The organism is Leisingera sp. CC-HEC096, from assembly GCF_059429235.1.
The window spans coordinates 2,912,992-2,935,226 of sequence record NZ_JCAIJS010000001.1 but is presented as its reverse complement, the minus strand read 5'-3'; the positions used below and the strand labels follow the sequence as shown (position 1 = coordinate 2,935,226).

Annotated in this window: 23 protein-coding genes; 10 read left to right on the top strand and 13 right to left on the bottom strand. The window is 64.6% G+C overall.

The window, feature by feature from the left end:
* Positions 1-82 precede the first annotated feature (82 nt).
* Positions 83-1,585, bottom strand: a complete 1,503-nt coding sequence (locus AC5STI_RS14070) for a malonate--CoA ligase (protein ID WP_495447770.1) — start codon at positions 1,583-1,585, stop codon at positions 83-85.
* Between the two features lie 94 nt (positions 1,586-1,679).
* On the opposite strand from AC5STI_RS14070, the gene AC5STI_RS14065 reads away from it, so the two are divergent.
* Positions 1,680-2,615 carry a DMT family transporter gene (locus AC5STI_RS14065; protein ID WP_495447115.1) on the top strand — a complete coding sequence of 312 codons (936 nt, stop codon included), beginning with the start codon at positions 1,680-1,682 and terminating at the stop codon, positions 2,613-2,615.
* Between the two features lie 55 nt (positions 2,616-2,670).
* Here AC5STI_RS14065 and AC5STI_RS14060 read toward each other — a convergent pair whose 3' ends face one another.
* A complete protein-coding gene (locus AC5STI_RS14060; protein WP_495447114.1) occupies positions 2,671-3,375 on the bottom strand; it encodes an SDR family oxidoreductase in 705 nt (234 codons plus the stop codon).
* 96 nt (positions 3,376-3,471) lie between these two features.
* On the opposite strand from AC5STI_RS14060, the gene AC5STI_RS14055 reads away from it, so the two are divergent.
* Positions 3,472-4,308, top strand: a complete 837-nt coding sequence (locus AC5STI_RS14055) for a LysR substrate-binding domain-containing protein (protein WP_495447113.1) — start codon at positions 3,472-3,474, stop codon at positions 4,306-4,308.
* Positions 4,309-4,311: 3 nt separating this feature from the next.
* On the opposite strand, the gene AC5STI_RS14050 is transcribed toward AC5STI_RS14055, so the two are convergent.
* The 4 genes from AC5STI_RS14050 to AC5STI_RS14035 all read right to left on the bottom strand — a co-directional run bounded on the left by AC5STI_RS14050 (position 4,312) and on the right by AC5STI_RS14035 (position 7,462).
* A complete protein-coding gene (locus AC5STI_RS14050; RefSeq protein WP_495447112.1) occupies positions 4,312-4,683 on the bottom strand; it encodes an SPW repeat domain-containing protein in 372 nt (123 codons plus the stop codon).
* Between the two features lie 139 nt (positions 4,684-4,822).
* Complete coding sequence (locus tag AC5STI_RS14045; protein ID WP_495447769.1) at positions 4,823-5,782, bottom strand: AraC family transcriptional regulator; 960 nt, start codon at positions 5,780-5,782, stop codon at positions 4,823-4,825.
* 133 nt (positions 5,783-5,915) lie between these two features.
* A complete protein-coding gene (locus AC5STI_RS14040) occupies positions 5,916-6,386 on the bottom strand; it encodes an MgtC/SapB family protein (RefSeq protein WP_490399424.1) in 471 nt (156 codons plus the stop codon).
* A 209-nt stretch (positions 6,387-6,595) separates the two neighbouring features.
* Positions 6,596-7,462, bottom strand: coding sequence for a branched-chain amino acid aminotransferase (locus tag AC5STI_RS14035; RefSeq protein WP_475048660.1), 867 nt, complete (start codon positions 7,460-7,462; stop codon positions 6,596-6,598).
* A 163-nt stretch (positions 7,463-7,625) separates the two neighbouring features.
* On the opposite strand from AC5STI_RS14035, the gene AC5STI_RS14030 reads away from it, so the two are divergent.
* From AC5STI_RS14030 to dxs, 6 genes are all read left to right on the top strand, one after another.
* Positions 7,626-8,138: a MarR family winged helix-turn-helix transcriptional regulator gene (locus AC5STI_RS14030; RefSeq protein WP_495447111.1), complete on the top strand. Its 513-nt coding sequence runs from the start codon at positions 7,626-7,628 to the stop codon at positions 8,136-8,138.
* A complete protein-coding gene (locus AC5STI_RS14025) occupies positions 8,135-8,836 on the top strand; it encodes a response regulator (protein ID WP_495447110.1) in 702 nt (233 codons plus the stop codon). Before AC5STI_RS14030 ends, AC5STI_RS14025 begins: the two co-directional genes overlap by 4 nt.
* Positions 8,837-9,118: 282 nt before the next feature.
* Entirely contained in the window at positions 9,119-10,045 is a 927-nt protein-coding gene (locus tag AC5STI_RS14020) for a histone deacetylase family protein (RefSeq protein WP_495447109.1), read from the top strand.
* Positions 10,042-10,284: an exodeoxyribonuclease VII small subunit gene (locus AC5STI_RS14015; RefSeq protein ID WP_019297546.1), complete on the top strand. Its 243-nt coding sequence runs from the start codon at positions 10,042-10,044 to the stop codon at positions 10,282-10,284. The genes AC5STI_RS14020 and AC5STI_RS14015 overlap by 4 nt, the downstream gene beginning before the upstream one ends.
* A gap of 3 nt (positions 10,285-10,287) precedes the next feature.
* Entirely contained in the window at positions 10,288-11,172 is an 885-nt protein-coding gene (locus AC5STI_RS14010) for a polyprenyl synthetase family protein (RefSeq protein ID WP_495447108.1), read from the top strand.
* A gap of 50 nt (positions 11,173-11,222) precedes the next feature.
* Positions 11,223-13,151, top strand: a complete 1,929-nt coding sequence (gene dxs / locus AC5STI_RS14005; RefSeq protein WP_495447107.1) for a 1-deoxy-D-xylulose-5-phosphate synthase — start codon at positions 11,223-11,225, stop codon at positions 13,149-13,151.
* 74 nt (positions 13,152-13,225) lie between these two features.
* Here the strand turns inward: dxs and AC5STI_RS14000 are convergent, their stop codons facing one another.
* Both AC5STI_RS14000 and AC5STI_RS13995 read right to left on the bottom strand, forming a co-directional pair.
* Entirely contained in the window at positions 13,226-13,546 is a 321-nt protein-coding gene (locus AC5STI_RS14000; protein ID WP_495447106.1) for a hypothetical protein, read from the bottom strand.
* 3 nt (positions 13,547-13,549) lie between these two features.
* A complete protein-coding gene (locus AC5STI_RS13995; RefSeq protein ID WP_495447105.1) occupies positions 13,550-14,419 on the bottom strand; it encodes an SDR family oxidoreductase in 870 nt (289 codons plus the stop codon).
* Positions 14,420-14,493: 74 nt separating this feature from the next.
* On the opposite strand from AC5STI_RS13995, the gene AC5STI_RS13990 reads away from it, so the two are divergent.
* Positions 14,494-15,129 carry a class I SAM-dependent DNA methyltransferase gene (locus AC5STI_RS13990; RefSeq protein WP_495447768.1) on the top strand — a complete coding sequence of 212 codons (636 nt, stop codon included), beginning with the start codon at positions 14,494-14,496 and terminating at the stop codon, positions 15,127-15,129.
* Positions 15,130-15,331: 202 nt separating this feature from the next.
* On the opposite strand, the gene AC5STI_RS13985 is transcribed toward AC5STI_RS13990, so the two are convergent.
* The 4 genes from AC5STI_RS13985 to AC5STI_RS13970 all read right to left on the bottom strand — a co-directional run bounded on the left by AC5STI_RS13985 (position 15,332) and on the right by AC5STI_RS13970 (position 19,917).
* Complete coding sequence (locus tag AC5STI_RS13985) at positions 15,332-16,129, bottom strand: carnitinyl-CoA dehydratase (protein WP_495447104.1); 798 nt, start codon at positions 16,127-16,129, stop codon at positions 15,332-15,334.
* A gap of 50 nt (positions 16,130-16,179) precedes the next feature.
* Positions 16,180-18,210 carry an acetate--CoA ligase family protein gene (locus AC5STI_RS13980; protein ID WP_495447103.1) on the bottom strand — a complete coding sequence of 677 codons (2,031 nt, stop codon included), beginning with the start codon at positions 18,208-18,210 and terminating at the stop codon, positions 16,180-16,182.
* Between the two features lie 243 nt (positions 18,211-18,453).
* Positions 18,454-18,750 carry an Rdx family protein gene (locus AC5STI_RS13975; protein ID WP_495447102.1) on the bottom strand — a complete coding sequence of 99 codons (297 nt, stop codon included), beginning with the start codon at positions 18,748-18,750 and terminating at the stop codon, positions 18,454-18,456.
* A gap of 3 nt (positions 18,751-18,753) precedes the next feature.
* Positions 18,754-19,917, bottom strand: a complete 1,164-nt coding sequence (locus AC5STI_RS13970; protein ID WP_495447101.1) for an acyl-CoA dehydrogenase family protein — start codon at positions 19,915-19,917, stop codon at positions 18,754-18,756.
* 79 nt (positions 19,918-19,996) lie between these two features.
* Here AC5STI_RS13970 and AC5STI_RS13965 point away from each other — a divergent pair, with 79 nt between their 5' ends.
* A complete protein-coding gene (locus tag AC5STI_RS13965) occupies positions 19,997-20,956 on the top strand; it encodes a GlxA family transcriptional regulator (protein WP_495447100.1) in 960 nt (319 codons plus the stop codon).
* 21 nt (positions 20,957-20,977) lie between these two features.
* Here AC5STI_RS13965 and AC5STI_RS13960 read toward each other — a convergent pair whose 3' ends face one another.
* Entirely contained in the window at positions 20,978-22,168 is a 1,191-nt protein-coding gene (locus AC5STI_RS13960) for a hypothetical protein (protein WP_495447099.1), read from the bottom strand.
* Between the last annotated feature and the right edge of the window lie 67 nt (positions 22,169-22,235).

The following is a 22,235-nucleotide window of genomic DNA, read 5'->3' as shown; positions in this document are numbered from 1 at the left end:
TTGCGCCTGTCTGGGCGGGCGCGAATGCGCCTGCCGGGGGCAGGCAGGCGCAGCCCGGCCTATCGGCCGGGCGGTTCAGGCACTAACCAAACAGCTCTGCGAATTCCTCACGCAGGGCTTTCTTCTGCACCTTTCCCATGGTGTTGCGCGGCAGCGCGTCCAGCAGGAGGATCTCCTTGGGCTGCTTGAACTTGGCCAATTGCCCGGACAGCGCCGCCTTGATCGCCGCCGCGCTGGTGCCCTCACCCTCCGGCACCACCACGGCCACCACACCCTCGCCAAAGTCTGGATGCGGCACCCCGATCACCGCGCTTTCCAGCACGCCAGGCAGGTCGTCGATCAGGCTCTCCACTTCCTTGGGGTAGACGTTGAAGCCGCCGGTGATGATCAGATCTTTCTCGCGCCCGACAATGGTGACATAGCCATCGGCATCAACCTTCGCCATGTCGCCGGTGATGAACCATCCGTCCGGCTGCAGCTCCTCCGCCGTCTTTTCGGGCATCTGCCAATAGCCCTGAAACACGTTCGGCCCGCGCACCTCCAGCACACCGATCTCTCCGGCGGGCACCTCAGCTCCGTCCCGGATCACCCGTGCCTCCACCCCAGGCAGCGGGAAACCGACAGTGCCGGCCCGGCGCTCTCCGTCATAGGGGTTCGACGTGCTCATGTTGGTTTCGGTCATCCCGTAGCGTTCCAGGATGCGGTGGCCGGTGCGGGCCTCCCACTGCTCGTGGGTGTCCACCAGCAACGGTGCGGAGCCGGAGATGAAAAGCCGCATATTTGCAGCGCGCTCCGGCGTCAGCCGGTCATCCGCCAGCAGCCGGGTATAGAACGTCGGCACCCCCATCAGCGCCGTGGCCTTGGGCATCGCCTCAAGAATGGCATCGGCATCGAACCCCGGCAGAAACACCACCTGAGCGCCCGCAAACAGCGCCACATTCGTCGCCACAAACAGCCCGTGGGTGTGGAAGATCGGCAGCGCATGGATCAGCACGTCGTCCTTGGTGAACCGCCAGTAATCCCGCAGGGTCAGCGAATTGGAGGCAAGGTTATCATGGCTCAGCATAGCACCCTTGGAGCGGCCGGTGGTGCCTGAGGTGTAGAGAATCGCCGCAAGATCATCCGCCTGCCGGGCCATCGGATCAAAGCCGCCCTGCCCGTCCGCCAGATCCCGCAAGCTGCCCTGCCCCGCCGCATCCAGTGTCAGCACCTTGGCCTCCCCGGAGACCGCGCTGATCTCCTCCCGCCGTGCAGGATCGCAGACCACCACCCGGGGCGTTGCATCGCCGACGAAATAGGCGACCTCCGGCCCGGTATAAGCAGTGTTCAAGGGCAGAAAGATGCCGCCCGCCATCACCGTACCCAGGTAAAGCTCAATCGCCTGGATGGTTTTCTGAACCTGCACCGCCACCCGGTCCCCCGGCTGCACCCCCTGGCCCGCTAGCGCCGCCGCCATCCGCTCTGCCCCGGCAAACAGCGCGCCAAAGGTGACCGTGCCGCCACCGGGAAGCCTGGCAAAGACATCGTCCTCGCGCCCCAGGGACGACACGTGCAGCTGGCGGATCAGGTGGTTGGCGTCATACATCGGCGACTCCTTCATCTGTCGGCGCCATTTGCGCGCCCCCGCGTGCCGAAATCAAGCCATTGATCTTTGCGGCGCTTGGGCGCAGGGTCGCGCCATGGCGGAATCCTTAACATCGCATCGGCCTGTGCTGGCGGTCCTGCTGAAAGTGACCGCAATTGCGCTGTTCACCGCGCTGTCCGGGATCATCAAGGCCACCTCCGAAACCGTGCCGGCGGGAGAGGCCGTATTCTTCCGCTCCTTCTTTGCTATCCCGGTCATCGTCGCCTGGCTCGTCGCGCGCGGAGAGCTGCGGCACGGCCTGATCACCAAAAAGCCAATGTTTCACGTGTGGCGCGGGCTGGTCGGCACCTCGGCGATGGGGATGACTTTCATGGGGCTGGCGCTGCTGCCGCTGCCTGAGGTCACCGCCATCGGATACGCCACCCCGATCTTCACGCTGATTCTGGCAGCGCTGTTCCTGGGGGAGACCATCCGGATGGTACGGATCAGCGCTGTGGCCATCGGCCTGCTGGGGGTTCTAATCATGATCTGGCCCCGCCTTGGCGGCGATCTGGAGGACGGCGCCATGCTGGGTGTCCTGCTGGTGGTCGGCGCCACGGTGGCGCGCGGCTTCGTGCAGATCCACATCCGCCGCATGGTGCAGTCCGAACACACCGCGGCAATCGTGTTCTACTTCTCGCTGACGGCCTCCGGCCTCGCACTGCTGACCGCCCCGTTCGGCTGGGTAATGCCTGACGCAAAAACCGCCGCACTGCTGGTCAGCGCCGGGCTGGTCGGCGGGGTGGCGCAGATCCTGGTCACCTCCTCCTACCGCTTTGCTCCGGCCTCGATGCTGGCGCCCTACGATTACGCTTCGATGATATTTGCCATCGTCATCGGCTACGTCTGGTTCGATGAGTGGCCGACGCTGGTTATGCTGGCAGGCGCAGCGCTGGTCATCGCCGGCAATGTGCTGGTGATCTGGCGCGAGCACCGGCTGGGCCTGCAGCGCGGCAAGGCCAAGCCGATGATCGACCCAAAAGGCGGATAACAGGCTCCAACAAGGGATTTTCCGATAGTTGAGCCTGCTCCCCAATCAGCCTGGCTCAAATCGCACGGGTCAGCCCCCCGTCCACGCGAATGTTCTGCCCGGTGGTGTAAGCCGCATCATCCGAGGCCAGATAGGCAATCAGCGCCGACACTTCACGAGCAGTGCCATAGCGGCCCATCGGGATCCGCGCCTTGCGGTCCTCAGTCTCCGGCAGGCTGTCGATAAAGCCCGGCAGCACGTTGTTCATCCGCACGCCCTGGCCTGCAAACTTGTCTGCAAACAGCTTGGTAAAGCTCGCGAGCCCCGCCCGGAACACACCAGACGTGGGAAACAGCGGATCCGGCTCAAACACCGCAAAAGTGGAGATGTTGATGATCGACCCCTTGCCCTGCGCCGCCATGATCGGCGCCACCAGCCGTGCCGGACGGATCACATTCATCAGGTAGTATTCCATCCCCAGATGCCAGTCATCGTCGCTGATCTCCATGATATCACCCTTGGGCCCGTGGCCCGCGGAATTGACCAGAACATCAATCCGCCCCCAGCGATCCATCGCCTTGTCCACCAGCGCCTGCAGATCGCCTTGCTCCAGGTTGGAACCCGTGTGGCCCACCCCGCCCAATTCCTGCGCCAGGGCCTCGCCCTTGCCGGAGGAGGAGAGGATCGCAACCTCATACCCCTGCGAATGAAGATGGCGGGCAGCATCCGCGCCCATGCCGCTGCCCGCGGCGGTGAAGAGTGCAACCTTGGTCATATCCATACTCCTTTGCTTGTCTCCAAGATGGCCGTTGCAGCCGCGCTTGACCAATCATGTCTCATCGCGCCAGACTGTAGGAAATCTACTGACTGAGACCCGATGCGCTTTCCCAACCTCAACGCCCTGCGGATGTTCGACGCTGCCGCCCGCCACCTGAACTTCGGCCGCGCGGCGGAGGAGCTGCACCTGACCCAAGGTGCGGTGGCGCAGCAGGTGAGGCGGCTTGAGGCGGATCTGGGACACAAGCTGTTCCACCGCCACGCCCGCGGGCTGACACTGACTGACACCGGGCGCAGCTACCATGTGCCGGTGCAACAGGCGCTGGCGCTGATCCGGGAGGCGACTGACAAGCTGGCCCCGGCTGTACAGCGGGTGACGCTGTCGGTGCCGCCCTCCTTTGCTTCAAAATGGCTGGTGCCGCGGCTGCCGGAATTTGAGGCGCGGCACCCGGACATCGACCTGCGGGTGGTGGCGGAGGAGAGCCTGACAAATTTCAAGCGGGACGGCATCGACATTGCCATCCGCCAGGGCAGCAAACCGCAGGAGAGCAGTTTGAACTCCGCCCTCCTGTCGCTGGTGGATCTGGTGGCCGTGGCCAGGCCGGATTCGGCTCTAATACAGGAAGAAGCTCTGGAATTGGCTGATCTCGCCCAGCATACGCTGATCCAGGACGGGCACCGGCACTGGGACCATCTGCTGCAGCAGGAAGGGCTCACCGCCAAGGGCCGGGTCCTGCAATTCAACCAGACCGCACTGGCGATGGATGCTGCGATGAACGGCCAGGGGATTGCCCTGGTGCCGCGCATTTTCCTGGGCGGCCAGCCGCTGGAAATCCTGTGGCAGGCACCGCGCCTGGGCGATCAGGGGTTCTACGTGCTTTGGCCCAGCGCACAGGGCCGGGCCAAGACAGTGGTGGACTGGCTCTTGCGCCAATAACGGTCAGGCAGAGGCTGCCTCGGCCTCTTCCGGCGCGGTGAGCGAGATCACCGCAACCACCGCAGCCCCATTCAGCAAGTAGAAGGCAAAATCAAGCCCGGCAAAGCCGAAGAGGAAAGGGGCTGCCAGAAAGGTGATCCCGACAATCAGGTCAACGGTCAGGTGCAGCTTGTAGGGCAGCACCCGGATCAGGCCGAGGTGATGGTCGGTCAGCACCGTCAGCACCAAGGCGGTGATGCCGGTTGCCACCGACAGCCACAGCGCCAGCGGATTGCTTGCGCCAAGTCCCAGCAGGAACGGCAGCCCCATCAGGGCGGCGGCCACAGGATAGTCGAGGTAGGCATGGATGGTACGGGTCACAAAACGCAGGGGCATGGGGCAGGTCCTTGTTACTGAGGTGTCTTGGCCGCTTGAAACGGCTCTGACCCCAGAATGGCCCAGTCATCCCGGACGGTGAATTTCAGATCCTCCCGCAAATTGTGCAGATCGTCCAAACTGCGGACGCCTCAGCATGTCAGGCCGCTGCATGCTGCTGCCGGTAGGCCGCAGGCGACATGCCCACCTGTTTTCGGAACACGCGCGAAAACGCCGCCTCGGACGCATAGCCGGCAATCTCCGCCGCATCGGCCACGTTCAGCCCCTGCTCCGCCAGCCCCTGACAGGCGATCTGCATCCGCCAGTTGGTCAGGTATTGCATCGGCGTCACCTCCATCTTGGCGGTGAACTCCTGGGCAAAGGCGGTGCGCGACATCCCGGCCTCGCGCGCCAGCCCTTCCACGCTCCACTCCCTGGCAGGCGCCTGGTGGAACGCCGTCAGCGCCCGCGAAATGCGCGGATCGGCAAACCCCGCCAGCGCCGAACCGCTGGGGCTCTGATGTTCCAGATAGGCGCGGATCGCCTGTGCAAACAGCACCTCGGACAGCTTCAGCGCAATCAGATCGCCGCCAATGCGGGCACCCTGCACCTCGGAGCCGATCATCCGCAGCGTCGCCTCGATCCAGGCCCCGGCAGCCTCGCCGTAGTTCTCGATCACGATATGGGGCGGCAGACGGTCGATCAGCATATGCCCGGCACCGCGCTGTCCCGGCATCGCGGCAAAGGAGAAATGGCCGCAGATCAGCTGAGTATCGCGCACCTCCCCTGCCCCTCCATACACCAGCACCCCGCCGCCGTCATAGCCCGCTTCCTGCAGCACCTGCTCCAGCGGCAGCGCCTCCAGCGGCTGCACCTCGTTGCACAGCAGCATATGCGCCGCGCCATGCGGGATCAGCACCAGATCGCCCTGCTTCAGCCGCAGCGTCTCGCCGCTCGCAGGCACATGCACATTCAGTTCACCACGCTGCACAAAGTGGAACCGCGCGACATTTTTGTACTCCGGCACCTGGATCCCGAACGGCGGGGTGAAGGAGGTGCGGAAATAAAGCGTCCCCCTGAGGGACAGCCGGGTGAGGATATCGCTGAGCAGATCCAACATGGCCTTGATGTTAGGCATGTGGAACCTGCCGTCCATGGTCCCGGACGATCTGCAAGGGAATGTGAACGCCCGGGCAAAGCCTCGCCACGGCCGCAGGAACGGCGCAGCCTAGCTGCAAAGCCCCAGGCGGACGTCAGTCATGGATGTCCGGCCGGTCCTTGCGCCCGCGGTTGCTCATCAGCCGGCTCATCGCCAGGATGCCGGCAGCGCCCGCCGCCAGCAGCACGGCGTGCACGTAATACCCAAGTCCCGATGCCATGCCGACGCCTCCGGCCACCCACAGGCTGGCTGCCGTCGCCATGCCCCCGACCCGCTCATCCCCTTGGATGATCGCCCCGGCGCCAAGAAAGCCGATTGCCCCGACAAGCCCCTGCATGATGCGGGTCGGATCAGCCCCCATATCAAGGTTCAGCGCCTCCATCGACATTTCCATGGTGATCAGCGTGAATCCCGCCGCCCCAAGCGAAACGATCATATAGGTCCGCATCCCCACCTTGCGGTGCCGCAGCTCCCGGTCCAGACCCAAAAGCGCCCCGGCAGCCGCGGCGCACAGCAACCGCAGGCCCAGCTCAAAATAACTTACGTAGGCAATGCTCAGGTCCATCGCGTTCCTGCTCCTCCTTATCGGGCAGCAGCACGCAGCATGCCCTAGAATGACTTTTCAGCAATATGCCCGACTATGGCACACTAATTGGAACTGTGAAGGAAAAGGGAGTTAGCCGCTATGTGCTGCGACATGCCACGCAGTCCTGCAGCCGCAAAGAAAAACCCCCGCACGCAGGCGGGGGTTTTCCGGTCTGTCCTGGCGGGCGCTTAAGCGCGGACCAGTTTCTCGTAGTCCTCGGCGATCTCGCGGGTCAGGTCGCCGACCTCGAACGTGTACTCACCGATCTGCCCGACCGGGGTCACCTCGGCGGCGGTGCCGGTCAGCCAGCACTGCTCAAAGCCTTCCATCTCTTCCGGCTTGATGCGGCGCTCGTGCACAGTAATGCCCTTGTCCTTGAGCATCTGGATCACGGTCTGGCGGGTAATGCCATTGAGGAAGCAATCCGCCAGCGGGGTGTGCACTTCGCCGTCTTTCACAAAGAACACGTTGGCGCCGGTGGCCTCGGCCACATAACCGCGCCAGTCCATGAACAGCGCGTCGGAGCAGCCCTTGGCCTCCGCCTTGTGCTTGGAGATGGTGCAGATCATGTAGAGGCCCGCCGCCTTGGCATGGACCGGAATGGTTTCCGGGCTCGGACGTTTCCACTCCGCAATGTCGAGCTTGGCGCCCTTCATCTTGGCATCGCCATAGTAGGCGCCCCAGCCCCAGACCGCGATCGCCATTCGGACCGGGTTCTTGGCCGACGCCACGCCCATGTCCTCACCCGAGCCGCGCCACACCAGCGCCCGCACATAAGCGTCCTGCAGGCCGGAGGCCTTGAGGGTTTCCTCCTTCGCCGCCTCGATCTGGTCGACGGTATAGGGCATCGGCATATCCAGCGCCTCGGCCGAGGCGATAAGGCGCTCGGAATGCTCCCTGCTCTTGAAGATCTTGCCGTTATAAGCGCGCTCGCCCTCGAAAACGGATGAGGCATAATGCATCGCATGGGTCAGGATATGCACCTTGGCATCCCGCCAGTCGACCAGCTCTCCATCCATCCAGATCACACCGTCGCGGTCGTCATAACCTGCCATGCCGCACCCTCCTGAAACTCTGCGGTGATTTTCAATAATTGCGCAATTTACGGCCGCAACGGACATAATATTGCGCCAAAGCTGGGATTCGATACATCTTCACCCTTGGAATGTCAACAACACTGACATAAACTGACCGGCAAGACAAATGAGGGGGCACCGAATGCCTGAAGGCCGGACAGGGCAGGGATACAGCGGCGAAAGCCTGCTGTTTCTGACAGATGAGCAGCTGCGCCAGGGGATCGAGGCGATGTTCTTTGCCTACCGCGGCTTTACTGCCGATCCGGACCGGATCCTCGCGGAAATGTCCTATGGCCGGGCGCACCACCGGGCGATCCATTTCATCAACCGCTCCCCCGGCACCACGGTGAACAACCTGCTCAGCATTCTGGGCGTCACCAAGCAATCGCTGAACCGGGTGCTGCGCACCCTAATCGGCGACGGCCTGGTCGAAAGCAAAGTGGGCGAGCTGGATAAGCGCGAACGCCACCTCTACCTGACGGAGCAGGGCGCAGCGCTGGAGGCCACCCTGTCGGACGCCCAGCGCGCCCGCATGCGCGCCGCCTACAAGGACGCAGGCCCCGAGGCGGTGCAGGGTTTCAAGAAGGTGCTTGAGGCAATGATGGACGCCGACATGCGCCGCGCCTATGCCAAGCTGCGGGAAACGGGTGCATGAGCATGAATGACGCCCATCTCCTGATCGTTGACGATGATGAGCGGATCCGCGGCCTGTTGAAGAAATTCCTGATGCGCTCGGGCTTCCTGGTCACCGCGGCGCGCGATGCGGCCCATGCCCGGCGGGTGCTGGCGGGGCTGGATTTCGACCTGATCATCATGGACGTGATGATGCCGGGCGAGGACGGCATCTCGCTGACCCAATCGCTGCGCGAGACCATGGCCACCCCAATCCTGCTGCTGACCGCCAAAGGCGAGACCGAAGACCGCATCGCGGGGCTGGAGGCTGGCGCGGACGACTACCTGCCGAAACCGTTCGAGCCCAAGGAGCTTTTGCTGCGGGTGAACGCCATCCTGCGGCGGATGCCGGACACGGTTGCGCAGGAGGCCGCCCCCAAGGTGCTGCATCTGGGCACGATCCGCTATGACATCGAGCGCGGCGAGATGTGGCAGGGTGACGAGCTGATCCGCCTCACCGGCACCGAAAGCCAGCTGATGAAAATTTTCTCGGCCCAGCCCGGCGAGCCGGTGAGCCGCACCAAGCTGGTCGAGGATCTGGGCCGCGACCGCGGCCAGGCGCAGGAGCGCGCGGTGGACGTCCAGATCACCCGCCTGCGCCGCAAGATCGAGCCGAACCCGAAACAGCCGCAATACCTGCAAACCGTGCGCGGCGCGGGCTACATGCTGGCGCCCGACTAGAACCGGCCCACCTCTTTTTCTGGCCGGAAATATCCCGGGGGGTGAGGCCCGTCCAGGAAACCGTCCAGGGGACGGTTTCAGGGCCGAACGGGGCAGATCCCCACTCCGCCAGGGCCGGGGCAGCGCGCCCTCCAGTCCGGTCAAGCAGCACCGCGCCGGTGCACAGGGGGTGCACAGGGGGTGCACGCCCGGTGCACGCATGCCACCCCCCGATTCCCCTTGCAGCCACAGCCCCCCGCCCCCTAGGGTCGCGCCAAGCCCCGCAGCCGGAGGAACGCGCCCATGACCACCGCCCTGATCACCCACGCGGATTGCCTCAATCACGTGACGCCCGAAGGCCACCCCGAACGGGTGGCGCGGCTGGAGCACATCCTGCACGCGCTGGAGCCGCTGGACCTGAAACGGGTCACCGCGCCGATGGCCGCCGAAGACGACATCCTGCGCATCCACCCGGCGTCCTATCTCTCGGACCTGCGCAAGGCCTCCCCGGCGGAGGGCTGGGCGCAGATCGACGGCGACACCTTCCTGTCCCCCGGGTCGCTGGACGCGGCTTTCCGCGCGGCGGGCGCCGTGGTGCGCGGCGTCGACATGGTGCTGGGCGGCGAGGTGCAGAACGCCTTTGCCGCGGTGCGTCCGCCAGGACATCACGCCGAAACAGACACTGCAATGGGCTTTTGCCTGTTCGGCAATGCCGCGCTCGCGGCCAAACATGCGCTGGACCATCACGGGCTCAGCCGCGTTGCGGTGGTGGATTTCGACGTCCATCACGGCAACGGCACCCAGGATCTCTTGTGGGACGAGCCGCGCGCGCTGGTGATCACCAGCCAGCAGATGCCGCTCTGGCCCGGCTCCGGCCGCCCGGACGAGGACGGCGCTGATGGCCAGATCCTCAACATGCCGCTGGCGCCGGGCTCCGGCCGGGCAGAGATGCAGGCCGCTTATGAGGGCCAGGCCTTCCCCCGCCTGCGCGCCTTCAAGCCGGAACTGATCATCATCTCCGCAGGCTTTGACGCCCATCAGGACGACCCGCTTGCCAATCTGAACTGGGCGACCGCGGATTTCGCCTGGCTCACCGCCGAACTCTGCAAACTCGCAAGCGAACTCTGCGGGGGCCGTATCGTCTCGACTTTGGAAGGCGGATATGATCTGAACGCGCTCGCAGCCGCAACCCGCGCGCATGTGGAAGAACTGATAAAGGCAACGGCATGACTGAAACCCCCGTAGACCAGATGAGCTTTGAACAGGCGATGCGTGAGCTGGAAGGCGTGGTGGACCAGCTGGAGCGCGGCGACGTGGCGCTGGATGCGTCGATCGCGCTGTATGAACGCGGCGCCGCGCTGAAGAAGCGCTGCGAAGATGAGCTCAAACGCGCCGAGGAAAAGGTCGCCGCCATCACCCTGGATGCCAACGGCACGCCCAAGGGCACCCAGCCGCTGGACGCCGGCTGACTCATGACCGCCGCCGCAGACACCCAGACGCGCCCCTTTACAGAGGCGCTGAAAGACGCACAGACCCGCATCACCGCGCATACGGAGCTGCGGCTGGCAGGAAGTGACGAACTGCACGCCGCCATGCGCTACGCCATCACCGGCGGCAAGATGCTGCGCGGCTTTCTGGTGCTGGAAAGCGCCCGTCTGCACGGCGTGCCGCAAGACGCAGCCATCGAGGCGGCGCTCGCCATAGAATGCATCCACGCCTATTCCCTGGTGCATGACGATCTGCCCTGCATGGACGACGATGACCTGCGCCGCGGCCAGCCGACCGTGCACCGGAAATGGAATGAGGCAATGGCGGTGCTGGCAGGCGATAGCCTGCAAACCTTCGCCTTTGAACTGCTGGCAAACCCCAAGGTTGGCCCCCATGCGCTGACCCTGATCCGCGATCTGGCGCAATCCTCCGGCAAGGACGGTATGGTGTCTGGCCAGATGCTTGATATTGCAGCGGAAAGTGCTGCCGAACCGCTGACGCTGGACCAGATCACCAGGCTGCAAGGCCGCAAGACCGGCTGCCTGATCGAATGGTCCGCCACGGCCGGCGCCGTTTTGGCGGGCGCCGACCCCGCACCGCTGCGGCAATACGCACTCGCCCTTGGCCTTGCCTTCCAGATCGCTGACGACATCTTGGATGTGGAAGGCGATGCCGCCAAGGTCGGCAAAGCCGTGCGCAAGGACGCCGACGCCGGCAAAGCAACGTTTGTCTCGCTGCTGGGTCTGGAAGAAGCAAAAGCCCGCGCAAACGCGCTGTGCGGCGAGGCTTGCGCCGCGTTGTCACATTATGGCGAAAACGCTGCAACCTTGAAGGAAGCTGCGCGTTTCGTTATTGCGCGCGACAGCTAACACCGCGTGCCACGCCCCGCACCCTGCCCGGCGCAGCCCAAGGAGACACCATGCCCGACCGGCCCAAGACCCCGCTTCTGGACCAGATCACGCGCCCCGCGGATCTGAAGGGGCTGACGGATGCCCAGCTGGTGCAGGTGGCCCACGAGCTGCGGCAGGAAACCATCTCTGCCGTCTCCGTCACTGGCGGCCATCTGGGCGCAGGCCTCGGCGTGGTGGAGCTGACCACCGCCCTGCACGCAGTGTTCGACACCCCGCGCGACAAGGTGATCTGGGACGTCTCCCACCAGTGCTACCCGCACAAGATCCTCACCGGGCGCCGCGACCGCATCCGCACCCTGCGGATGAAGGACGGCCTCAGCGGTTTCACCAAACGCTCCGAGTCGCCTTATGACCCCTTCGGCGCCGCCCACAGCTCCACCTCGATCAGCGCAGCGCTTGGCTTTGCCGTGGCGCGCGACCTCGGCGGCGTGATCCCCGAAGGCAACGGCGACGCCATCGCGGTGATCGGCGACGGTTCCATGTCGGCCGGCATGGCGTTTGAGGCGATGAACAACGCAGGCCACCTGGGCAAGCGTCTGTTCGTGATCCTGAACGACAACGAGATGTCGATCGCCCCGCCGGTGGGGGCGCTGTCCTCCTACCTCTCCCGCCTTTACGCGGGCGAGCCGTTCCAGGAGCTGAAGGCCGCCGCCAAGGGCGCGGTCTCGCTGCTGCCCGAACCCTTCCGCGAGGGCGCCAAACGCGCCAAGGACATGCTCAAGGGCATGGCCGTCGGCGGCACGATGTTCGAGGCGCTCGGGTTCTCCTACCTCGGCCCCATCGACGGCCATGATATGGACCAGCTCCTGCCGGTCCTGCGCACGGTCAAGGCGCGCGCCACCGGCCCGATCCTGATCCACGTGCTGACCAAGAAGGGCAAGGGCTACGGCCCGGCCGAGCGCGCCCGCGACAAGGGCCATGCCACCGCCAAGTTCGACATGGTGACCGGCGAGCAGAAGAAGGCGCCCTCCAACGCGCCCTCCTACACCTCGGTCTTCGGCAATGAGCTGGTGAAGCACGCCGCCAAGGACGACAAGATCTGTGCCGTCACTGCCGCCATGCCCGATGGCACCGGCCTCAGCCTGATGGCCGAACGCTACCCTTCGCGCTGCTTTGACGTCGGCATTGCCGAACAGCACGGCGTGACCTTTGCCGCAGCACTGGCGGCGGGGGGCATGAAGCCGTTCTGTGCAATGTACTCCACCTTTCTGCAGCGCGGCTATGACCAGGTGGTGCATGACGTGGCGATCCAGCGCCTGCCGGTGCGCTTTGCCATCGACCGCGCCGGTCTGGTCGGTGCCGACGGTGCAACCCATGCCGGCAGTTTCGACATTGGCTTCATGACCAACCTGCCGGGCATGGTGGTAATGGCCGCCGCCGACGAGGCTGAGCTGGTCCATATGGTCGCCACCGCTGCCGCCCATGACGACGGCCCCATCGCCTTCCGCTACCCACGCGGCGAGGGCGAAGGCGTCGAGATGCCCGACACGCCGGAGGTCCTGGAAATCGGCAAAGGCCGGATGATCCAATCCGGCAAACGCGTCGCACTCTTGTCCTTCGGCACACGTCTGGGCGAGGTCCGCAAAGCTGCCGAGGCACTTTCTGCCAAGGGCATCAGCCCGACCATTGCCGACGCTCGCTTTGCCAAACCGCTGGACCGGGACCTGATCCTGCAGCTGGCCGCGGACCACGAGGCGCTGATCACCATCGAGGAGGGCGCGGTGGGCGGCTTCGGCTCCCACGTGGCGCAGCTCCTGGCGGAGGAAGGCGTATTCGACGGCGGTCTCAAGTACCGCTCCATGGTGCTGCCCGACACCTTCATCGACCAGGCCAGCCCGGCGGATATGTATGAGATCGCGGCCATGAACGCGCCGCAGATCGAAGCCAAGGTGCTGGACGTGCTGGGCGTGGCGACGATTGGCGAGAAGCGGGCTTAACACCCAACCGCCTCTCCGAAAATTTTGAAGCTCCCGGAAATTGGCATGCGCTTCCGCGTTGGATTTACGTTGCGTTAGCTGTATCCGGTTGCGACACAGAAAAACCGGTAGACACCCGCTGACATGCCCCTGTTCAGCTTGCGGACCAGCGCTGCGACCTGATCATCGCCCAGCAGGTAAACAGGCAACTTGTCCGGATTCATTACGGCGAAATTCATCAGCATCGCCCGTTTGGCAAACACAGCAAAACCAAACACAACATCAAGCTTACGTGCAAATGAGTGCTGTTCCCAAAGCTGGTCAACGACACCAGGGAACTGCCGGTTGATCCGTGCATTAAGCCGCCCGAGCGTCCGGAAGTTCAACAGCACAAAGACGAGATGCAAAATGCCCAAACGCTACACCCCCGGCGGTTCCGCAGGCGGCACAAAGCTCTCCATATCCTCAGCCTCCAGCACCGCTCGCAAGCCCTCGCGGTAGGTGGGATAGAGCAGCTCCACCCCCAGTTCGTCCTGGATCAGGCGGTTCCTGACCCGCTTGTTCTCGCCATAGAAACTGCGCGCCATCGGGGTCATGCCAGCCTCATCAAACGGCACCTCCGCCGGCACCGGCAGGCCCAGCAGTTCCGCGGCATGGCCCAGCACATCCTGTGGCGGGGCCGGGTCATCGTCGCAGACGTTGTAGATGGCCCCCGGGCGGGGCTGCGCGATGGAGGCCGCAAGCACCTGGGCGATGTCGTCCACATGGATGCGGGAAAACACCTGCCCCGGCTTGATGATCCGCCGCGCCCTGCCCGCCATCAGCTTAGCAAAGGGGCCGCGGCCGGGGCCATAGATGCCGGCCAGGCGGAAGATGTGCAGCGGCAGGCCGGGGATGGCCTGCCATTGCGCTTCCGCCAAGGCGCGCCAGTCGCCGCGCTGGCTGGAAGGCGTTACAGGCGTATCCTCGTCCACCCAAGCGCCGTCGTGGTGGCCGTAGACAGCTGTGGTGGATAGGTAGCCTACCCATTCCAGATCGGGAGCCGCGGCAATCCTGCTCCCCATCGCCGCCATCACCGGATCGCCCTCTGCATTGGGGCCGATGGAATCCAGAATATGGGTCACGCCATCCAGCGGCACCTCCTGCCCTGGCCAGGTGATCATCTCCACCCCGTCAGCCTCGACCGGTTCGCGCGAGGTGCCGATGATCCGCCAGCCCTCAGCAGGCAGATGCCGTGCAAGCGCCCGTGCGGTATAGCCAAATCCAAGACAAAGCAGCGTTTTCTCCATGTCTCCTAGATGCGTTGGCCACGCCCGGGGCGCAAGGGTTGATTCGAATCTCCTTCCGCCTTTTCATGACCGCCATGGACAATCGGAAACCGGGACTTTCAGACGCCTACGCCCTGCACACACCTGCCGATTCCAAACGGCTGTACAGGGACTGGGCCGGCTCATACGATCAGGATTTCGCCGCCGGGCAGGACTACCTCCTGCCCGGATTGACTGCCAAGGCATTTACCGATGCCGGGGGAACCGGCCCGGTGCTGGACGTGGGTGCCGGTACCGGCCTCTGCGGGCAAGCTTTGCGGACGTATGGGGTAGAACCTGTCGACGCCACCGACATCAGCGCTGCCATGCTGGCCGAAGCCCTGCGCAAGGATGCCTACCGCGACTTGATCGAGGCCGACCTGCTGGAAGGAATCCCGGTTCCGCGCAGCTCGTACCGCGGGGTGGTCTCCTCCGGCACCTTCACCCATGGCCACCTCGGGCCTGAAGTGCTGCCCGCCTTGCTAAGGGTGGCCGCGCACGATGCCTGGTTTGCCCTTTCGGTGAATGCCAGGTTTTATGAGAAAGCCGGGTTTACAGACGCCTTCGACCGGCTGCTGCGCGGACAATGGATCAAGAACCTCACCCTGACTGAAGTGCCGATCTACGGCCCGGGCGCCGCCGGAGCGCACAAGAACGACACTGCACTGATAGCCCTGTTCCAGAAAGTGTAGCTGGCCAAACTCAGTCCGGTTCAAGGTCAGGCAGCCAGTTCGCCGGAAAGGGAGAGCGCCGCGCAGCGCGCGGCGCCGGGCCCAACTGTGCAGGGACATTTTCAGATGTTCCGGAGCAGGCGGGAGCTCCCGCGCCTTTGGGCGGCATCTTCGATGCCACCCGCAGCCTTGGGCCCGGCAGCCCGCCTGACGGCGTGCTGTGTCAGCGCCCCTTCCAGACCGGATCGCGTTTCTCGGCAAAGGCGCGGGCGCCTTCCAGGTTGTCCTCGGAACCATAAAGCACATCCACCGTCTTGAGCTGGCGCTGCGTGATCCGGTTCATCGCGTCCTGAAATTTGCTGTCCTCGGCGTCGCGCACGATCTCCTTGATCGCCGCGTAGACCAGTGGCGGGCCGGAGGCCAAGAGGCGCGCCAGCTCCCAGGCGCGGTCCATCAGCTGATCCGCCGCCACGATCTCATTGACCAGGCCCCAGCGGTTGGCCTCCTCGGCATCAAACCAGCGCCCCGTGAGCAACAGCTCCATGGCGATGTGATAGGGGATGCGCTTGGGCAGCTTGACGCTGGCTGCATCCGCCACAGTGCCGGAGCGGATTTCCGGCAGCGCAAAACTGGCGTGATCGGCGGCGATGATCATGTCCGCCGACAGCGCCAGCTCCAGGCCGCCGCCGCAGGCAATACCGTTCACGGCAGCAATCACCGGCTTGTTCATGCCGCGCAGTTCCTGCAGCCCGCCAAAACCGCCGACGCCATAGTCGCCGTCCACCGCGTCACCGTCCGCCGCTGCCTTCAGGTCCCATCCCGGGCAGAAGAATTTTTCGCCGCCGCCGGTCAGGATTGCCACCCGCAGTTCCGGGTCGTCGCGGAAATCACGGAACACCTCACCCATCACCCGGCTGGTGGCCAGATCAATGGCGTTGGCCTTGGGCCGGTCCAGCGTCACTTCCAGAATGGCGCCGTCGCGGCGGGTTTTCACGGGGCTGTTCTCGGGGCTGTCACTCATCTCATCTCCTCCTGGCTTGGGTCATGCCGTTCCTTTTCCGGGCCGAAGCCTCAGTATATCCGGCGCATCAGCGCATCCGCCGCCACCGCATCCGAAGGCGTGCAGAGCAGCGGGTTGATCTCGATCTCTTCCAGGCCCAGCGCGTTTTCCATCACGTAGGCTTCCACCGCGCGGATGGCGCGCAGGACCGCCTCCCGGTCCGCCGCCGGGGCGCCGCGGTAGCCATCCAGCAGCTTCGCCATGCGCAGAGACTTCAGTGCGGTTTCGATTTCCGAATCCGAAGCCGGCAGCAGGAAGGAGGCGCTGTCCTCCATCAGCTCGGTCAGGGTGCCGCCCGCTGCCAAGGTCATGACAAAGCCATGCGCCGGATCCTTGACCACGCCGATCAGCAGCTCCGCGACCGCACCGGTGACCATTTCCTCGACCAGAAAGCGCGAGGCGGGCATGTTGAAGGCGGCATCGCTCACCTCCTGCCCGGAGTTCAGGTTCAAAGCCACGGCGCCTGCCTCGGTCTTATGCGCAACGCCCTCGCCCTTCAGCACCACCGGGAAACCGACATCCACCGCCACCGCACGGGCGTTAGTGGCGGAGGCCGCCCGTTTGGAGCGCGGAACGCGCAGACCGTAACTTGCCAATTGCCACTTAGCCTCGGCCTCAGGCACCAGGTCAGGGTCCACGGCTGGTGTCGGCAGCAACAGCGGTGCAGGTGCATCCGGCAGCGCCAGGCTCGCGGCCTCGCAGGCGGCAACCGCTTCGCTGAGGCCGCAGAATGGCACGACACCTGCCTGCATCAACCGGGCCGCCACATCCTCCGGCAGCAATTCCGGCAATGTCGCCACCAGACCGACGTTGGCCCCCGTCCGCTGGTGCGAGCCGATGGCCGCCTGAATGGCGCATTCCCAGTCCGACGCATCGCAGCGGTCGCCACGCGGGAAATCGACGATCAGCAAGGTCATCGCCAGCTGCGGGTCCATCATCGCCGCAAACGCCCGGGTCATCGCCTCGGCATCGCGCCAGATATAAGTGTGGTAGTCGAGCGGATTGGCAAGCGCCACCATCGGACCCAGCGCCTCCCGCAGATCCGTCTTCTGGCGCGCATTCAAGGGTGGGAACTCCACCCCTCGCGTGTGGCCTGTATCCGCAGCCAGGCTTGCCTCCCCTCCGGAGCAGCTGATGCTTGCGATGCGGTTCGAGGGCAAACGCCCCGCCGCATGCAACAGCTTCAGCGTCTCCAGGAAGGAGGGCAGGTCATCAAGACGCGGAATGCCAAGGCGTGAGAGCAAAGCCCCGGCCCCCGCGTCGCCGCCTGCAAGCGAGGCGGTATGAGAAACAGTTGCGGCCCGGGCCTCGGCCGATTTTCCAACCTTTAGAGCAATGATCGGCTTGCCCAAATCACGGGCGCGGGCCGCCAGCGCCTCAAACGCACGCAGGTCGCCAAAGCCTTCGATATGCAGGCCCAGCGCGGTCACGCGGTCGTCTTCCAGCAGCGCCTCGCCAATTGCAGCAATACCCGATTGCGCCTGGTTGCCCGCGGTCACCACATAGGCCACTGGCAGTCCGCGTTTCTGCATGGTCAGGTTGATCGCAATGTTGGAACTTTGGGTGACCAGCGCCACGCCTTTTTCCGCCCGGACCCCGCCATGCTGATCCGGCCACAGCAGTGCGCCGTCCAGGTAGTTGATGAAGCCATAGCAGTTAGGGCCGAGGAAGGGCATGTCGCCTGCCGCTTCCAAGAGCTGCGTCTGAAGGTCCGCGCCCTCGGCATCCTCAGCGGCGGCCTCCAGGAAACCGGATGCAAAGCACACCGCCCCGCCGGCACCACGCGTTGAGAGCGCCCGCACCACCTCGATGGTGGCAAAGCGGTTCACCCCGATGAAGGCCGCATCCGGTGACTCCGGCAGGCTGTCCGCGTCCTTGAACGCCGGCAGGCCCGCGACCTCGCCGACCTTGGGGTGGACGGGCCAGATAGTGCCCTCAAACCCCATCTTCTGGCACTGCTCGATAACCAGACGGCACCATGCGCCGCCGCCGATCACGGCTATGGATTTGGGACGGAAAAGGCGGGAAAGGTCGCGTGTCATTTTCTAGCGGTTCCGCTGGTTGAGAGTTCGGGAGCCTCCGGCAGGGATATTTTCAGCCAGAAGAAGCGTAGGGTTTCATTAACCAGAATCGGCAACGCTGGTTGCGCGGTACAGGCGGGGACGCCGATGACCGCGCCAGGAGAAGGCCCCCGGTTGCGGCGCTGCCCTCCGGGGGCTGGATCTGGTTTCATTCTTCTTCTGGCCTTCAAATATCCTCGCCGAAGGCGAAAAAACTGCTGGGTTTCAAGGTGCCGGCCGGTCGAGATGGCCCAGATCCCGGTCCGGGTCAATCCGGTCTCGCACGCGGGTCTTCAGCTCTTTCACATCCGGAAAACCGCTGTCCCGTTTGCGTTCCCAGACCAGCTCCTCGTCAACATGGATCTCAAAGATCCCGCCCAAATCTCCGGGAACCAGTGTCACCCCGCCCAATTGGTCCTGGAAGGTTTGCAGCAGCTCCTGCGCCATCCAGCCCGCCCGCAGCAGCCAGTTGCAGCCGGTGCAGTAGGTAATGGTCACAACGGGTTTCCCGGATCGGGTCATGGATCAGCCTCCGACGGCGCGCAGCATCTCGCGGCTGATGATGTGCCGCTGGATTTCACTGGTGCCTTCCCAGATACGCTCCACCCGCGCGTCGCGCCAGATGCGTTCCAGCGGCAGCTCGTCCATCAGGCCCATGCCGCCGTGGATCTGGATCGCCTCGTCCGCGACAAAGGCCAGCATCTCGGTTGCCTTCAGCTTGGCCATCGACATGTCGCTCTCGGTAACGGTGCCCTGGTCGAACTTCCAGCCGGCCTCCCAGGTCAAAAGGTTCGCAGCCTTCAGCTCCAGCGCCATGTCGGCGAGCTTGAAAGAGATGCCCTGGAACTTGCCGATCTGCTGGCCGAACTGCTTGCGTTCGGCGGCGTATTCGATCGAGTGCTGCAACGCGCGCTCGGCGCGGCCCAGGCAGGTGGCGGCCACTTGCAGGCGGGTGGCGCCCAGCCAGGTGTTGGCAACCTCGAAGCCCTTGTCGACCTCGCCCAGAATGGCCGAGGACGGCAGGCGGCAATCGTCGAACTCCAGCACCGCGTTGGTGTAACCGCGGTGGCTGACGTTGCCGTAGCCGTCACGCACCTCGAAGCCCGGCGTACCCTTGTCGACAAAGAAGGCGGTAATCTTTTTCTTCGGCCCGCGCTGTGTGTCCTCGACCCCGGTCGCCATGAAGCAGATGGCAAAGTCGGCAATGTCCGCGTGGCTGATGAAATGCTTGGTGCCGTTCAGGATCCAGTCATCACCATCCTGGCGCGCGGTCGCCTTCATGCCGCGCAGGTCGGACCCCGCGTCTGGTTCGGTCATCGCCAGGCAATCCCACTTCTCGCCCTTCATGCAGGGGAACAGGTACTTTTCTTTCTGCTCCTCGGTGCCCGCCAGCAGGATGTTCGAGGGGCGCGCGACGCCGGTCCAGTGCAGCGCGTAGTTGGCGCGGCCCAGTTCCTTTTCGTACATCAGCCAGGTCAGGGTATCGAGGCCGGCACCGCCCACTTCTTCGGGCATGTTGGCGGCATAAAGCCCTGCTTCCATCGCCTTTTTCTGCACATCGCGGATCACATCCATGTCCAGATGGCCGGTACGCTCGATCTCCGCCTCATGCGGATACAGCTCCTTTTCCACAAAGGCGCGGGTGGTTTCGACGATCATCGACTGTTCTTCGGTCATCCCGAACTGCATGGCGGTGTTCCTTCGCAAATCTGTTGCGGATCAGAATACGCCGCTTGCCGGCACCTATCATGCAGGGATAGACAAGATCATGCGAAGTTGGACAAAAGATACCGCTGCAACGCAGCAATTGGATGTGCTGCTGTTTGATGCCTTCTCGGCCCATTGCCTGGCCAACACGGTAGAGCCGCTGCGCGCCGCCAACACTTTCGCCGGGCGGCGGGTCTATGCCTGGCGGTTCCTGACCTTGGATGGCGGGCCTGCTGTATCCTCCTCGGGCATGGAGGTTCGGGCGCATGGGACGCTGGGCGATTGCAGCGGCGATCTGCTGATTGCGATGCCCTCCTACGATTTTCTGCGCCATGCCACTGTGACAACCGCCCGGGCTCTGAAGTCCGCGGCGCGGCGGTATGAGGCTATGGCCGGTTTCGACACCGGTGCCTGGCTGCTGGCCGCAGCCGGGCTGCTGGACGGCAAACGCGCCACCATCCACTGGGAGGAGCTGGACCGCTTCACGGAGGCCTTTCCAGATGTGCAAGCCGAGCGCGCGCGGCAGGTCTGGGACGGCAACCGCTTCACCTGCACTGGCGCTCTTGCGGCCTTTGACACCATGATGGAGCTGATCGGCGAGCAGCACGGAGCAGCCCTGCGGCTGGAGGTTGCCACACTGTTCATGGCACCCGAGGCGACCGAAACCCAGGACCCGATATTGGTGCGCGGCAAATCCGTGGCCCGTGCGGTTGCGGTGATGCAGGCCAATCTGGAGGCGCCGTTGCCGATTGCTGCCGTGGCCAAGAAAGCGGGCCGCAGCCAGAAGGACCTAGAGGCGCGGATGAAAGCCGAACTCGGCGCGACACCGCAGGCGGTTTACCGGCGGCTGCGGCTGATACAGGCGAGAAAGCTTGTGTTAGAGACTGTTTTGAGCGTCTCGGAGATTGCCCTGCGCTGCGGCTATGACGACCCCAGCGCGCTGACCAGGGCCTTCAAGGCGGAGTTTGGTGTCACTCCGCGGACCTTGCGCGGTGGTGGGCAAATTGCCCACCCTACGTAGGGTGGGCGATTCCGCCCACCGTTAGCCCTGCTTGGCGGCCATCCACAAATTCAGCCGCCACAACCCCCAGGCCAGCGGGATCGCGGCCAGCCCGCCAATCACATAGGCCAGCGGCTCATCTGCGAAAGACTCGAACATCTGCGTGTAGGCATGAATCGCCGCAAAGGTCAGCGCCGCGTTGAACAGCCCGCGCTGGTGTTGCTGCGCCGCCCAAAAAATCACCGCCGCAAGCACAGCCGCCCACAGCACCGAATAGACATCCTCAGAAATGAACAGCGCACTGTCGCGGAAGGTATCGCGTGCGGCCGCATAGGCTTCCCAGTCCTCGTAGCCATCGCTGTACCGGCCCGGCCCCCAGACTGTTTCGCCCACCACGTCCCCCCACAAGGATCCGACCAGCGCGCAGAGGTTCGCGACCACAAAGCCCAGGATCGCCAGAATGCGCAGGTGCCGGGCGTCGCGCTCTGCCAGCCGGGACGCCCCCCGGACGCACACCACGATCAGCAGCACCATCTGCAGGATCGTCAGCGTCGATTCCGGCGAATAGAACACATAGGCCGCGTGGAAATAGCTGGTGCCGGTCTCCAGCATCTGGGCAAAGGGCGCGATAGCCAGCGCGGTGACAAAGCGCACATCCACCTGCCAGCCGGCCAGCGCCAGCGCCGCCGCGTAATAGAGCAGCGCCAGGTTCCGCAGCGGTGAGCCGATGCCGTATTGCTGCAGCAGCAGCTCGATCCCCGCCAGGTGCATCGCCAGCCCCATCAGCAGGACCGCCCCCAAAACGAACCCCGTGGACCAGGCCCCGTGCCGCCAGCGCCAGGTGCAGATCAGCGCCACCAGCGCACCGGCGGGCAGCATCACCCAGCCGGCGATGTCCTCGTATTTGTCGACCAGCTCAATCCCGGCGCCGCCCATCAGCATGCCTGCCCCGATCAGCGTGGCGGAGTTGCCGAACATCCGCAGCGTCTCGCTTCCGCGCGCCAGAACCGCCAGGCCGCCGCCCAGCATCAGGATGCCGGTGACCGCCACCGCCAGCGGATCGGCCAGCCAGAAGATGAAGCCGGCGGTGGCGGCGATGATCCCGAAACACAGGATCGCATTCACCGCCAGCGACACCATCACCTCGCGCGAGCGCGTCTCGATGGTGCGGGCCTGATCGGGGGTCAGCACTCCCTCCTCGACCAGGGCAGTTGTATCGGCAATGGCGTGCATCAGCGGTCCCTCGCGGCATCCAAATGGTTCGGCCCAGCATGGACCGGCCGGCGCCCCAGCGAAAGGG